Raw genomic sequence first — 12,238 nt, forward strand, 5'->3', positions numbered from 1 at the left:
AAGGAAACCCTGCTACATAAACACTAGCGGGGTTTTTCTTTTGGTGTTGCTTGTAGGCAATCTGTAGGCACTTTTGCCAAATACGCGCCGGTTAGATCCTTCACCCGGCGCGCGCGGGGTGCACCGTCACTTCGTTTTTACGAAGTGAGCGCACCAGGGCTCACCCATGCGCGCGCGGGGGGAACCACCCGCGTTTGAAACGCGACTGGCCCGAATTGTGCCGCCCACGCGCGCGGGGGGGAACCCTCACTTGAAACGGTTTCAAGTGAGAAGCCTGGTGCCGCCCATGCGCGCGCGGGAAGGAGGGGTCGCAGTTTGCGCACACCTTTATCCAGGCTTGTGCCAGTGATGCGCTGCAGGTCATCGCCTAGGGCTTCGGCGCGGGCCAGGTGCTGGTTGATGGCCTGCTTGGTCATGCCAGCAGCGGCGGCGGTTGAAGCGGCGAAGCCCTGTTCATGCTGTGGGCCGGCAGCGCGGCCATCGGTTACGCGGCAATCGTCTATCCCCACCCTGGGCGGTTCTTCACCTTGGGCAAGCTCAAAGGCACGGGCCCATGCCCGCATAGGCTCGCCGAAAAAGTCCACAGTAGCCGGTTCTTCCCAGCCGGTAGAGCTTGCCTCTCCAGTCAGTAGCAGGGCTTGAACGGCCTTCGCGCCAAGTATCGGAAGACTGCCAGCATCGGCGGCAATCTTGTTTGTGCGGCCGTCAGTTGGTTGCACGCGCACAAATTTTGCAGCGCGGTCAATCCGGGCGAAAACGGTTATTTCGTGGCGTTCAGCGCAGCCCAATATTTGGCGTGCAGTCCAAGGCTTGCCCGTCCGGTCTGCCACGGCCTGGGCGGCTTCGCCCAAAGTCAAAAAGTGCGGTAGCGGCGGAAAATCATTCATCGTTGCACCCCTTCCAGTGCTGACCTTCGTTCCGGTGCCCCAGCAGGCCGGCGAAGGTTTCCGGCTTTTCGGCCAGGTTTCGAAGCTGGCCTAGCTGGGGCGTAACTTGTCAGGCGTGGGCGGGTGCGCGCTTTCTTGCACGCCTAGCGGCTGGCACCTTGGGCACGGTCACGGTGATAGCGGGGGCCATGCCAGCGGCGGCGGCCATGTCCATTAGGGCGTCGAGCGAGAACAGCGCTACCTTGCCGCGCGCCAGGTCGGATATGCGCGGCTGGGTCACGCCAAACAGGGCGGCGGCCTGGGCCTGGGTCAGCCCCTGCACGCGAATGGCCTCGGCAATGTTCATCATCAGATGGGAACGGGCGCGCAGACTGGCGGCCTCTTGCGGGGTGTCCTCGATGGCGTCCCAGACGCTGGTGAATCGTTGGTTGTCGGTCATGGCGCAAGCTCCTTCATCAAGTCTTTAAGACGCCTACGGGCCAGCTCAATATCGCGCTTGGCGGTTTGCTGGGTCTTTTTCTGAAAGCAGTGCAGCACATAGACCGCATCGGCCATGCGCGCCAGGTACACCACGCGGAACGTTCCGGCTTCATCCCATATGCGCAGTTCTTCCACGCCAGCGCCAATGCTGGGCATGGGCTTGAAGTCGTCGGGCTGCAAGCCGTGTTGCACGCGGTCAAGCTGGTAGCCCGCATCGCGCATGGCTGGCTGCGGAAAGCTGCGCAGGTCATCCAACGCACTACCCCGAAACTCGATAGGCTTCATGGGGTAATTATACTGAAATTTGTATTATGAAGGGCATCGTGTCAAGGCACGGCGCGCAGCTTGCCCGGATCCATGCTGGCGTCAAATTGAACCCCGGCCTGTTCCAAAATCCACGCCTCGAACTTTTCATGGTGCAGGCGCAGCAGGTCGAGCGGGCGCACGCGGTAATGCTTTTCAGCGGTGGCGCTGGGCTTGTGGCCTTGAATCTGCGCCACCACGCCAGCGGGCAATTCCAGCCACTCGGACAAGCTTCCAAAGCTGCGGCGCAGGCCATGCAAGGTGACGCTCACGCCAGCCACGGCGCAGGCGCTGCGGCTCAGGTGCTGGGGTGCACTCATGGGCTTGGTGCCACTGGTGCCAGCAAAGACGAAGGCGCCACGGCGCGGCAGCGCGGCAATCAGATGGTGTACGTAGGGCGTCAGGGGAATAACGCGGGTGCCTTCAACGCCTCCCTTGCTTTCGTCCTTGTCGCGAATCGTCAGGCCATGCCACTGCACGTTCACGTCCTCCCAGCGCAGCCCCAGCAGCTCGCCCGGGCGGGCGCCAGTCAGCAGCAGGCATTGCAGGTAAGCGCTTGCGGCGGCGTTGGCTGGCCCATGCGTTTGGGCTGGGCTGCGGGACCGCTAATAATCGCCGGGTCCCCGCATCGTTTCGCTGTCTGCCCGCCTTCGCCCCATGTCCGATCCTGCCGATAGCTTGCCCCAGCCGCTTGGCATGCCTGCGCCGGCCGACGGTGTCGGCGGGCTGCCCGCGCAGCTCAGAGCGGCGGCGCTGGGGCCGGCGCACCTCGAGCGCTACCTGAAGGTTTTTGCGCGGCTCGATGCCGCGGGGCGCGCGCTGCCCTCGTGGAACTGGGCCGCGGCCGGGGTGGCGCCTGCGTGGCTGGCGTTTCGCGGCCTGTGGTCCTGGTTCGCGTTGTGGCTGCTGCTGGTCACCACGCTGGTGCTGCTGCTGTCGGGGGCGCAGGTGCTGCTGGTGCTGCCGCCCTCGATGCTGGCCGGGCTTGCGCTGGCGCTGTGGCTGGCCTTGGCTGGGGGCTTTGGGCGGTGGGCCGATGCCCTGCTGCACCGCCAGGTGCAGCGGCGGGTGGAGGCTGCCGTGCGCGCCGCTCCCAACATGCAACAGGCCTTGGCGCTTCTGGCGGCGGGCGCGCCCACGCGCCGCAGGCTTTGGGCGGTGACAGCGGCCAGCACGGTGCTGCTGGCGGTCTTGCTGCTGGCAGCGTGGCAACTGACGGCGGGCGGTTCGGGCCAGGCCGCGCCCGAAGCGGGCCCATCGGCCCATGCGACGCCGATCCGGCCGGTGGAGCAGGCGCCGCCGCCCGCCCCCGCAGCCGAGCCGGCGGCGCGAGCTGCAGCGGCCACACTGCCGGAATTCGACGCCGTGGAAGCCACGGCCTTGCAACGGGACACGCAAGCGGCCCTGGCCGCGCTGGCTGCCGCCGGTGCGGCCGAAACCCCGCAGGCGCCCCCCGCCAGCGCGGCGCCCGCGCGAGCGGCGGACCCTGCAATGCCGCCAGCGGCCAAGCCGGACAAGGCTGCCGCCGCCAAGCGCGCCCCGCCACGGGAGCTGCGCCAGCTCTACATCAACGTGGGCATGTTTGCCGAGCCCGCCAATGCCCGGCGCGCGCATGAGCGGCTGCGCGCGGAAGGCTTGCCGGTGACGGTGGCGCCGGTGCGATCGGCCAGCGGCAAGACCTTGCAGCGCGTGCGCGTGGGGCCCTTCACTTCAGCGGCCCAGGCCAATGAAGCGGCCGCCAGGGTGCGCCTGCTGGGGCTGGACGCGGTGCCCGCCGTACAGTGAAGCCTCAGACACAAGGAGCAACGATGAACATCCGACTCTGGCTAGCCGCGGTGTGCGCGGTCGGCATGGCGGCTTGCACTACCAGCATGCCCGAGCAGCCGCAACAGCCGCAACCCGTGCCGCTGGGGCGCAGCGACGCCCCGGCGGGCGGCACCTGCGCGGCCGCCGGCGCGCAGGCCGTGGTGGGCAAGGTGGCCAGCGCCCAGGTGGTGGAGCGGGCGCGCGTGGGCGCCGGCGCGCGCATGGCGCGCGTGCTGCACCCCGGGCAGGTGACGACCAAGGAGTTCGACGCGCAGCGGCTGAACCTGGAGGTCAATGCCAGGGGCGTGATCCTCGCCGCGCGCTGCGGCTGAAGCCACCGCCGGTGCAACCGGCCTTCATGCGGGCAGAAACAGACCCTGCAGATCGCTCAGGAAGTCGAAGCCCTTTTCGGTCGGCTGCACGTGCACCAGGTTGGTCTTGAGCAGGCCCTTGGCCTCGGCGGCCTTCAGGCCCGGGGTGATGGCGGTGACGGGCTGGCCGGTGCGGGTGCAGAAGTCGCGCACCAGAAAGCCGTCCTTCAGGCGCAGGGCGTTGAGCATGAATTCGAAGGCCAGGTCCTGCTTGCCTACTTCATGTTCTTGCGCCACGGCATTGCCTGCCAGCGCATGCTCCATGTATTGGCGCGGATCGCGATAGCGCACCTGGCGCACCACGCGGTGGGCAAAGCTGAGCTTGCCGTGCGCGCCCGCGCCTATGCCGATGTAGTCGCCGAACGACCAGTAATTGATGTTGTGCGTGCAGCGGTGCGCGCTCTTCGCGTAGGCCGAGACTTCGTAGCGCTCCAGCCCCTCGGCGGCCGTCAGCGCGGTGATGCGGTCGAGCATCTCCCAGGCGGTGTCGTCGTCGGGCAGGCGCGGCGGGTATTTGGCAAACAGGGTGTTGGGCTCCACCGTCAAGTGGTAGATGGACAGGTGCGGCGGAGCGAACGACAGCGCGGTGCGCACGTCCTCTTCCAGCTCGGCCACGCTCTGGCCGGGCAGGGCGTACATCAGGTCGAGGTTGAAGGTCTCGAAGCATTCGGCGGCTTCTTCGGCGGCGGCGCGCGCCTGCGCGGCGTCGTGCACCCGGCCTATGGCCTTCAGGTGCGCGTCGTTGAAGCTTTGCACGCCGATGGACAGGCGCGTCACCCCCGCGTCGCGAAAGGCCTTGAAGCGGTCTTTCTCGAAGGTGCCGGGGTTGGCTTCCAGGGTGATCTCGCAGCCCGCCTCCAGCATCAGCCGGGCGCGGACCATCGCGATCAGCCGGTCGATGGATTCGGGCGAGAACAGGCTGGGCGTGCCCCCGCCGATGAAGATGCTGCTGACCGTGCGGCCCCAGACCAGGGGCAGGGCGGCTTCCAGGTCGGCGGTGAGGGCGTCGATGTAGCGCGCCTCGGGTGCGCCTTCGTCGCCCTTGAGTGCGTGCGAATTGAAGTCGCAGTACGGGCACTTCTTCAGGCACCAGGGGATGTGCACGTAGATCGACAGCGGCGGAAGGCTGGGCAGGCGCAGCGGCCCCGGGCCGATGTAGTGCTGCACGTCCTGCAGCGGCGTGGTCTCGGTATTCATAGGTTGCTTCCTGAAATGCTAGCTATCAGCGCTTGCCCAGCAAGCGTTTGGGGCAAAAAAGACTGATGTTTTCAGCGGCCCTGCGGGCGCCTCAGAGCCAGTACTCTTGCATGAGCGCAAGCATCTGCCGTACCGCCCGACCCCTGTGGCTGTGGGCGTTTTTCACCTCGGTGGGCAGTTCGGCAAAGGTCTTACCGAATTCGGGCAGGAACATCACCGGGTCGAAACCGAAGCCGCCGCTGCCGCGCGGCGCCTGGGTGATCTCACCGCCCACGCGCCCCACGGCGATCAGGGGCTCGGGGTCTTGCGGCGTGCGTACCGCCACCAGGGTGCTGACCATGGCGGCGCGCCGGTCTTGCACACCCTGCATCTGCTCCAGCAGCGCACGCACGTTGTTGGCGTCGCCTTTTTCGTAGCCGAAGCGCGTGGCGTAGGTGGCGGTCTGCACGCCGGGCTCGCCGCCGAAGGCCGCGACGCACAGGCCGGCGTCGTCGGCCAGCGCGGGCAGGCCGGTGGCGCGGCTGGCGTGGCGCGCCTTGAGCAGCGCGTTTTCCACGAAGGTGTGAAACGGCTCCTCGGGCTCGACCACGCCGAGTTCGCCCTGGGCGATGAGTTGCACACCCAGCGGCGCCATCAGAGCCTGCAGCTCGACGAGCTTGCCAGGGTTGTGCGAGGCAAGAACAAGTTTCATGTCAAAAGTGGCTCAAACGCTTGACTGGCAAGCGCTGTCAGCTATCTTCAAGAGAGCGATTGCTGCTGCAGTGCGAGCAATTGCGCGATGCCCAGTTCGCCCAGCCGCAGCAGTTCGTCCAGCTCGGTGCGAGAGAAGCTCACGCCCTCGGCCGTACCCTGGATTTCCACGAACTGGCCGGCGCCGGTCATGACGATGTTCATGTCGGTGTCGCAGGCTGAGTCTTCCACGTATTCCAGGTCGAGCAGCGGCGTGCCCTGCACGATGCCGACCGAAATCGCCGCCACCGCACCGGTGATCGGCGTGGCGGCCAGCGTACCGCTTTGCAGCAGCGTGCCCACCGCATCGTGCGCGGCCACCCAGGCGCCGGTGATGGCCGCGGTGCGCGTGCCGCCGTCGGCCTGCAGCACGTCGCAGTCCAGGGTGATGGTGCGCTCGCCCAGTTTTTCCAGATCGAATACCGCGCGCAGGCTGCGACCGATCAGGCGCTGGATCTCCTGCGTGCGCCCGCTCTGCTTGCCCTTGGCCGCCTCGCGGCTGCCCCGCGTGTTGGTGGCGCGCGGCAGCATGCCGTATTCGGCCGTCACCCAGCCCTGGCCGCTGCCGCGCTTGTGCGGCGGCACCTTGTCTTCCACCGATGCGGTGCACAGCACCTTGGTCGCGCCGAATTCGATCAGCACCGAACCCTCGGCGTGCATGGTGTAGTGGCGGGTGATGCGCACGGGGCGCAACTGGTGGGCAGCGCGCCCGCTGCTGCGTTGGTAGGTATCGGTCATGCAAGCAGGCCCGCCGCTTGCGGGGCGGGCCGGGTGGGGCGCGCCGGCGCTTCAGCCCTGGGCCTTGCGTGCGGCGGTGCGCCGTATGGTTTCGTTGATTTCGGCGATCGAGCGCTCGATCGCTTCCTCGTCGAGGAAGTTGTCGCCGGTCTCGAATTCGTCGGTCTGGATGGTAGAGGCAAAGGTGTCGTCGATGCCGGTGTCCACCGCTTCGCCCTCGGTGGCGTCAGGGATGCCCGGGGTCTCCCACTGCATGGCCACGGCGGTGACGTTGTCGCTGTTGCCGCCGGCCTTGCGCAGCGCCATGTCCACCAGCGTTGGCACCGCCTGGCTCACGCGCTGGTGCGACAGCACCCGCACGATGGCCTTGTCGTCGAGCGCATCCCACAGGCCGTCGGAGCACAGCATGACGCGGTCGCCGCTGTCGAGCGTCATGGCGTTGGAGACGTCGTACATCGGCCGCGCGGGCGAGCCCAGGCAGGTGAACAGCACGTTGCGGTTGACCGCGTCTGCCGTGCCCATGGCGTCGCGCAGCTCACGGTAGGAATGGTCGCGCGTACGCGCCAGCAGCTTGCTGTTGCGCACCAGGTAGACGCGCGAATCACCGCAGTGCACCCAGCGCACCTGTCCGTCCTGCACCACGGCCACGGCCAGCGTGGTGCGTGGCGCGTCGGCCATGCCGCGCGCGGCGGCGTAGCGCAGGATCTGCTCGTGCGCCACCATCACCACGCTGGTGAGGAAGGCGCCGACGTCGGGCAGCATGGGCCTGGCTTCGTTCTGGAACTTGACCGCGGCGGTCTGGATGGCGATCTGCGCGGCCACCTCGCCTTGCGGGTGGCCTCCCATGCCGTCGGCCAGCACGAACAGGCAGGCATCGCGCGTGTAGGCGTAGCCCATGCGGTCCTCGTTGGTGGCGCGGCCGCCCTGGCGGCTGAGTTGAAAGACGGAAAATTTCATTTCGGGCGCATCCCCGTTGCCGAAGCGATGCTGGGTTTGGGTGAATTGGGCTTCTTGACGTCGGAGACGAAGGAGTCGAGCTGCATGCGCATCTTCTCGGCCATGGACAGGCGCGTGTAGCGGCGCTCGCCCTCGCGCGAAAGCTCTTTTTGCAGCGTGAACACCGACTGCGGCCGCTCCAGCGGCCCCAGCGCCATGCACCATTCGACGAGCTCGATCAGGTTGTCCGAATACACGCCGCGCAGCTTCTGCAGCGAACTCGTCAGCTTGTCCTTGCTCTGGCGCTGCGGCGCCTCCGGCGGCGGGTAGCCGTGCATGCAGGCGTACATGCAGGCGCCGATCGCGTAGATGTCGGTCCAGGGGCCCAGCGCCGAGTCGCGCCGGTACATCTCGGGCGCGGCAAAGCCGGGCGTGTACATCGGGCGCACGAAGTTGCCTTCCTTGGACAGCACCTCGCGCGCGGCGCCGAAGTCGATCATCACCGAGCGGTTGTCGTCGGTGATGAAGACGTTGGCCGGCTTGATGTCCAGGTGCAGCATGCGGTGCTGGTGCACCACGCGCAGGCCGCGCAGCACCTCGTCGAACAGCGAGCGGATGGTGGACTCGCGAAACACCTTCTCCTGCTTGAGCGAGCGCGCGGTGATGATGAACTCCTGCAGCGATGCGCCCTCCAGGTAGTTCATGACCATGTAGACGGTCTCGTTCTCGCGAAAGAAGTTGAGCACCGTCACCACCGACGAGTGGGCGATCTGCGCGAGTGCGCGCCCCTCTTCGAAAAAACTCTTCAGGCCCAGCCGGTACAGCGAGAGCTTCTCGGTCGCCACCTGGGGCTGCAGCTCGCCCGGCGAGCGGGTGGCGAGCGAGGCGGGCAGGTACTCCTTGATCGCCACCTGCTGGCCTTCGCGGTCCAGCGCCAGGTAGACCACGCCGAAGCCGCCGGCAGCGAGCTTGCGCACGATGCGGTAGCCGCCGATCATGGTGTTTTCCGGCAGCGCTGCCGGCTTGACCTTGGGCGAGGGCGTGGACATGGTGGGGCTGCTCAGAGCGGGCGCACGGCGCAGACGGGATAATTCTTCCCGCTGGTGCGATGTCGCAACGGTTCAATCACGAGAAGGCCCATGGCAGTTTATAGCATGACGGGTTACGCCAGCATCCAGCTGCAACCCGACGATCCGGCAGGCAAAGACAGCGGCGTGCGCCTGGGTCTGGAGCTGCGTTCGGTCAACAGCCGCTTCCTTGATCTGTCGCTGCGCCTGGCCGACGAATTGCGCACGCACGAGGCCATGGTGCGCTCCATGGTGGGGTCGGCGCTGCAGCGTGGCAAGGTCGAAGTGCGCGCCTTCGTCGACCTGGGCGAGCAGGGCGCGCTGCAGCTGCCCGCAAGCAGCGCGCTGCAACGCCTGGCCAGCCTGCAGGCCGGCGTGCGCGCCTGGCTGCCCGAAGCCGCCGCGCTCAGCGTGGCCGACGCGCTGCGCCTGGGCGGCCAGGTGTCCGCCCCGCGCCAGGACTGGGCCGCTCCGCTGCAGCAGGCCTTGGCGCAGGCGCTCGATGCGCTCAAGCAGGCGCGTGCCAGCGAGGGTGAGCGGCTTGCCGCCATGCTGCAGGATCGCGTGCAGCAGCTGCGCGCGCTGGCGCGCCGCGCCGAGCCCATGGTGCCCGAACTGGTGCGCCAGCAGCGCGAGCGCTTTCTGCAGCGCTGGGAGCAGGCCATGCAGCTGGGTGCGTCCAGCGCCACCCCCGAGGCGGTGCAGGAACGTGCGCTGGCCGAAGCCACCGCCTACGCCATGCGCATCGACGTGGCCGAGGAAATCACCCGCCTGGATTCACACCTGGATGAAATCGCGCGCCTGCTCACGCGCGGCGGCGAAATCGGGAAGCGCCTGGACTTCCTGATCCAGGAGCTGCACCGCGAGGCCAATACGCTGGGCTCCAAATCGGCCAGCATGGAGCTCACGCGCATCAGCGTGGACATGAAGGTGCTGATCGAGCAGATGCGCGAGCAGGTGCAGAACATCGAGTGAGGTTTCAGGGCGGCACGTGCCATCCGAAAACCCCTTGAAAATCAGCTGGTTGGTGTGGCGATTGATGCCATGAGGTAGCAAGCGGTTTGAGCGTGGCGCACGATTCCTGGGGGTAAATCGTGTGGGAAGTCCAGTCCTCCGCGATCTCGGGAACAGCGCCCGAACATTTACCCCACAGGTTCCTCGTGAATCGCTGTGGAGATCGCGCCATGACCGAGACTGAGCGCGTCACCGCGGCGGCACTGCACCAGCCAAGCAGGCCCAGGAACTGGGCATGGGCCATGAGCAAGGCGGTCGCCGCTCGTGCGCAGATGACACGCACTCCCCATGAGGTGCGGCTGCTTCAGCCCGCCGCCCTGTGGAAAATCACTGCGCAACATGCCGCTTGGTGGCGGAGCCATATAAAGACCATAAAAATGACTTTTACAAAGAATTTTGTGATATAAAAGACAAAATAATGACATTAAACCTAGCGCCGCCTGGCGAAATCCTCCAGGTACTTGGCCAACGCGTGCGTGCGCAGCGCTTGGCCCAGAGCTTGCCCCAGCGCGAGCTGGCGCAGATGGCTGGCCTCTCGTTGGGCGCACTGCGCAAGCTGGAAAGCAGCGGCCAGTCTTCACTGGAAACACTGGTTCGCGCAGTGCAGGCGCTCGGGCTGGTCAATGAGCTGGAGGATCTGTTCGTGCTCAAGCGCCAGTCCATCGCTCAGATGGAAAAAGCCGAAGCGGCTACCCAACGGCAGCGAGCCCGCCGCCGGAGCAGCACATGAAGAATGCGCCCCCACGCTCCGCCGCTACGCGGGTCGCTGCCCCCCAGGGGGGCGCTTTTCATCTTGGGGCGGCCCGGCGATGAAAAGGCTTGCAGTCCACTACTGCGGCTGGGGTGAGGACTGGCCGCTGGGCTTGCTCGCCGACGATGGCACCACGCTGCTGTTCGAATACGCGCCCGAAGCACTGGCGCAAGGGCTGGAGCTGTCGCCGCTACACCTCAAGCTGCGTGCCACCGCCTATGGCAGCTTTCCACCGCACCTGCTGCGCCTGCCTGGCCTGATCGCCGACAGCCTGCCCGATGGCTGGGGCCTGCTGCTCATGGACCGGTTGTTCCGTCAGCAGGGCCTGCGCCATCCCGGGCCACTGGATCGCCTGGCCTTCATCGGGGATCGCGCCATGGGCGCCCTGCGCTTCGTGCCGGCCACGGAGCCCGATGCCGAGGAGCCAGACTGGAATCTGCTGGCCTTGGCCAAAGAAAGCGAGCGCGCCCTGACCGGCGAAGCTGGTGTCGCCTTGCGCGAACTGGCGTTGACGGGAGGCTCCCCGCAAGGCGCACGACCCAAGGCGCTGGTGCAGTACGACGCAGGGTCGGGCCACGTCAGCCCCGCCGGGCCGCCCCAAGGGGCTCAGCGCCCCCTCGGGGGGCAGGAGCGCAGCGACGTGGGGGCTCGTATCAGCACGCGCGGCGACGCACCAGGCTCCCCCTGGCTGGTGAAGTTCCCCGCCCAGGGTGAGCACAAGGAGGTCTGCGCCATCGAGCAGATGTATGCCGAACTGGCCCGCGATTGCGGACTGGAGGTGCCAGCCAGCGCATGGTTCGATCTGTCGTCCAGGCTGGCAGCCTTCGGCGTGGCGCGCTTCGATCGCGAACAGGGCCTGCGCGTACCGGTTCACAGCCTGGCGGGCCTGCTGCAGGTGGACTTTCGCCTGCCCGGCAGCGCGGACTACACCGCCCTGCTGCGCGCCACACGCCTGCTGACCCGCGACGAGCGCGAGGTGGAAAAGGCCTACGCCCGCGCTGTCTTCAACGTACTGTTCCACAACCGCGACGACCACCCAAAGAACTTCGCCTGGCGCCTCGGACGGGACCGGCGCTGGCGGCTGGCCCCGGCATTCGACCTGACGTTCAGCGAAGGCCCCATGGGCCAGCACCACATGGACGTCTGCGGCGAAGGCAACGCCGTGCAACGAAGTCATCTGCTGCGTCTGGCTTCGGAGGGCGGCGTGGCAGCGAAGGCGGCCGAGGTCACCATCGATCGGATGCTGGCGCAGGTGGCGACCTTCTCTCAACGGGCGGCAGCGTATCCGATCCGCCGAACGACGGTGCAGCGGATGAAAGCATCGATCCACAACTGCCAAGAGCAACTCATGCGCGATTGATGAAGGTCGACAGCAGCCCGGACACAGCGTCGTCAAGCACCTGCAGGTCAAGCATCCTCGTGCGGCAGCGCTGCTTGCTCGTCATGCTGGCGGCGATGCAGGACGGCCCCAAGGTACGCGCCGCAGGCGCGAGTGCGATGGTGCCCTGCCAGGTGCGCTGTCGATTGCCTCGCCACGGCGTCCAGTTCCATCCCTGCTTCACCACCGCGCACGGGTGGCGCCACCGCGCCGGTTTGTTCGATGTAGTGCTCGATCAAGGCCTGGTGGCGCAGGCCATGTGCCGTCACCCCCAGCTCTTTGCTCGTGGTGCCGAAGCGCGCGGTCACATAGCCGAAGCGCCGCAGGTTCTCCACGAGACCACGGTCTGGGTTACCCATGTGAGCCTTCGGCCCCTGTGCGACGCTTTGCGCAAACTGCAGCGCTTCGATACGCTGCAGCGAATCCAGCGGCACGAAGCGTGGTCGCCATCGGCAAGTGCTCGCCGGATACGGCACTGAGGGACATCACCCAATTGCTGACACTGGGCGTACTGCAGAAATCGCCAGGGGGCGGGCGTAGTACAGGCTACCAACTGGCAGACTACTGAGATTGCCGTTCTG

Annotated in this window: 15 protein-coding genes and 2 pseudogenes; 7 read left to right on the top strand and 10 right to left on the bottom strand. The window is 66.9% G+C overall.

The genetic code is table 11. The features are described 5' to 3' along the window. Window positions 1-137: 137 nt before the first annotated feature. The 4 genes and pseudogenes from FOZ74_RS13330 to FOZ74_RS13345 all read right to left on the bottom strand — a co-directional run. Window positions 138-887 (bottom strand): hypothetical protein, encoded by a 750-nt coding sequence (locus FOZ74_RS13330; protein WP_146913511.1) that lies wholly within the window; start codon window positions 885-887, stop codon window positions 138-140. Between the two features lie 109 nt (window positions 888-996). Next, window positions 997-1,326, bottom strand: a complete 330-nt coding sequence (locus FOZ74_RS13335) for a helix-turn-helix domain-containing protein (RefSeq protein ID WP_146913512.1) — start codon at window positions 1,324-1,326, stop codon at window positions 997-999. After that, on the bottom strand, window positions 1,323-1,622 hold the full coding sequence (locus FOZ74_RS13340) for a type II toxin-antitoxin system RelE/ParE family toxin (RefSeq protein WP_432417460.1): 300 nt from the start codon (window positions 1,620-1,622) through the stop codon (window positions 1,323-1,325). Before FOZ74_RS13340 ends, FOZ74_RS13335 begins: the two co-directional genes overlap by 4 nt. Window positions 1,623-1,693: 71 nt before the next feature. Next, window positions 1,694-2,239: pseudogene (locus FOZ74_RS13345) on the bottom strand (tyrosine-type recombinase/integrase); the annotation flags it as partial. 88 nt (window positions 2,240-2,327) lie between these two features. On the opposite strand from FOZ74_RS13345, the gene FOZ74_RS13350 reads away from it, so the two are divergent. Both FOZ74_RS13350 and FOZ74_RS13355 read left to right on the top strand, forming a co-directional pair. Beyond that, the gene (locus tag FOZ74_RS13350; protein ID WP_222434170.1) at window positions 2,328-3,455 is read left to right on the top strand and encodes an SPOR domain-containing protein; all 1,128 of its coding nucleotides are present in this window, start codon (window positions 2,328-2,330) and stop codon (window positions 3,453-3,455) included. 23 nt (window positions 3,456-3,478) lie between these two features. Continuing rightward, complete coding sequence (locus FOZ74_RS13355; RefSeq protein ID WP_146913515.1) at window positions 3,479-3,808, top strand: I78 family peptidase inhibitor; 330 nt, start codon at window positions 3,479-3,481, stop codon at window positions 3,806-3,808. A gap of 24 nt (window positions 3,809-3,832) precedes the next feature. On the opposite strand, the gene hemW is transcribed toward FOZ74_RS13355, so the two are convergent. The 5 genes from hemW to FOZ74_RS13380 form a co-directional block, all read right to left on the bottom strand. Further along, on the bottom strand, window positions 3,833-5,044 hold the full coding sequence (gene hemW / locus FOZ74_RS13360; RefSeq protein ID WP_146913516.1) for a radical SAM family heme chaperone HemW: 1,212 nt from the start codon (window positions 5,042-5,044) through the stop codon (window positions 3,833-3,835). 91 nt (window positions 5,045-5,135) lie between these two features. Then, on the bottom strand, window positions 5,136-5,735 hold the full coding sequence (gene rdgB / locus FOZ74_RS13365) for an RdgB/HAM1 family non-canonical purine NTP pyrophosphatase (RefSeq protein ID WP_146913517.1): 600 nt from the start codon (window positions 5,733-5,735) through the stop codon (window positions 5,136-5,138). A gap of 47 nt (window positions 5,736-5,782) precedes the next feature. Continuing rightward, window positions 5,783-6,511: a ribonuclease PH gene (gene rph, locus FOZ74_RS13370; protein ID WP_146913518.1), complete on the bottom strand. Its 729-nt coding sequence runs from the start codon at window positions 6,509-6,511 to the stop codon at window positions 5,783-5,785. 51 nt (window positions 6,512-6,562) lie between these two features. Next, window positions 6,563-7,468 (bottom strand): PP2C family protein-serine/threonine phosphatase, encoded by a 906-nt coding sequence (locus FOZ74_RS13375; RefSeq protein ID WP_146913519.1) that lies wholly within the window; start codon window positions 7,466-7,468, stop codon window positions 6,563-6,565. Further along, window positions 7,465-8,496, bottom strand: coding sequence for a serine/threonine protein kinase (locus FOZ74_RS13380; protein WP_146913520.1), 1,032 nt, complete (start codon window positions 8,494-8,496; stop codon window positions 7,465-7,467). Before FOZ74_RS13380 ends, FOZ74_RS13375 begins: the two co-directional genes overlap by 4 nt. Window positions 8,497-8,601: 105 nt before the next feature. Between FOZ74_RS13380 and FOZ74_RS13385 the strand changes: the two genes are divergently transcribed. The 4 genes from FOZ74_RS13385 to FOZ74_RS13400 all read left to right on the top strand — a co-directional run bounded on the left by FOZ74_RS13385 (window position 8,602) and on the right by FOZ74_RS13400 (window position 11,639). Then, a complete protein-coding gene (locus tag FOZ74_RS13385; protein WP_146914213.1) occupies window positions 8,602-9,489 on the top strand; it encodes a YicC/YloC family endoribonuclease in 888 nt (295 codons plus the stop codon). 209 nt (window positions 9,490-9,698) lie between these two features. Further along, window positions 9,699-9,935 (top strand): hypothetical protein, encoded by a 237-nt coding sequence (locus tag FOZ74_RS13390; protein WP_146913521.1) that lies wholly within the window; start codon window positions 9,699-9,701, stop codon window positions 9,933-9,935. A gap of 11 nt (window positions 9,936-9,946) precedes the next feature. Beyond that, entirely contained in the window at window positions 9,947-10,258 is a 312-nt protein-coding gene (locus FOZ74_RS13395) for a helix-turn-helix domain-containing protein (RefSeq protein ID WP_146913522.1), read from the top strand. A gap of 79 nt (window positions 10,259-10,337) precedes the next feature. Continuing rightward, entirely contained in the window at window positions 10,338-11,639 is a 1,302-nt protein-coding gene (locus FOZ74_RS13400; protein WP_146913523.1) for a type II toxin-antitoxin system HipA family toxin, read from the top strand. A 47-nt stretch (window positions 11,640-11,686) separates the two neighbouring features. Here the strand turns inward: FOZ74_RS13400 and FOZ74_RS16085 are convergent, their stop codons facing one another. After that, a complete protein-coding gene (locus FOZ74_RS16085; RefSeq protein WP_186764598.1) occupies window positions 11,687-12,091 on the bottom strand; it encodes a hypothetical protein in 405 nt (134 codons plus the stop codon). Window positions 12,092-12,102: 11 nt separating this feature from the next. On the opposite strand from FOZ74_RS16085, the pseudogene FOZ74_RS16405 reads away from it, so the two are divergent. Beyond that, a pseudogene (locus FOZ74_RS16405) lies at window positions 12,103-12,225 on the top strand (DUF4172 domain-containing protein); the annotation flags it as partial. Between the last annotated feature and the right edge of the window lie 13 nt (window positions 12,226-12,238).

The organism is Comamonas flocculans (assembly GCF_007954405.1).
Lineage (GTDB): Bacteria > Pseudomonadota > Gammaproteobacteria > Burkholderiales > Burkholderiaceae_C > Comamonas_C > Comamonas_C flocculans.

Bases quoted from the DNA above. Each gene is read 5' to 3' on its own strand.
- FOZ74_RS13330 (WP_146913511.1), bottom strand. From the start codon at position 887: ATGAATGATTTTCCGCCGCTACCGCACTTTTTGACTTTGGGCGAAGCC.
- FOZ74_RS13335 (WP_146913512.1), bottom strand. From the start codon at position 1,326: ATGACCGACAACCAACGATTCACCAGCGTCTGGGACGCCATCGAGGAC.
- FOZ74_RS13350 (WP_222434170.1), top strand. From the start codon at position 2,328: ATGTCCGATCCTGCCGATAGCTTGCCCCAGCCGCTTGGCATGCCTGCG.
- FOZ74_RS13355 (WP_146913515.1), top strand. From the start codon at position 3,479: ATGAACATCCGACTCTGGCTAGCCGCGGTGTGCGCGGTCGGCATGGCG.
- hemW (WP_146913516.1), bottom strand. From the start codon at position 5,044: ATGAATACCGAGACCACGCCGCTGCAGGACGTGCAGCACTACATCGGC.
- rdgB (WP_146913517.1), bottom strand. From the start codon at position 5,735: ATGAAACTTGTTCTTGCCTCGCACAACCCTGGCAAGCTCGTCGAGCTG.
- rph (WP_146913518.1), bottom strand. From the start codon at position 6,511: ATGACCGATACCTACCAACGCAGCAGCGGGCGCGCTGCCCACCAGTTG.
- FOZ74_RS13375 (WP_146913519.1), bottom strand. From the start codon at position 7,468: ATGAAATTTTCCGTCTTTCAACTCAGCCGCCAGGGCGGCCGCGCCACC.
- FOZ74_RS13380 (WP_146913520.1), bottom strand. From the start codon at position 8,496: ATGTCCACGCCCTCGCCCAAGGTCAAGCCGGCAGCGCTGCCGGAAAAC.
- FOZ74_RS13385 (WP_146914213.1), top strand. From the start codon at position 8,602: ATGACGGGTTACGCCAGCATCCAGCTGCAACCCGACGATCCGGCAGGC.
- FOZ74_RS13390 (WP_146913521.1), top strand. From the start codon at position 9,699: ATGACCGAGACTGAGCGCGTCACCGCGGCGGCACTGCACCAGCCAAGC.
- FOZ74_RS13395 (WP_146913522.1), top strand. From the start codon at position 9,947: ATGACATTAAACCTAGCGCCGCCTGGCGAAATCCTCCAGGTACTTGGC.
- FOZ74_RS13400 (WP_146913523.1), top strand. From the start codon at position 10,338: ATGAAAAGGCTTGCAGTCCACTACTGCGGCTGGGGTGAGGACTGGCCG.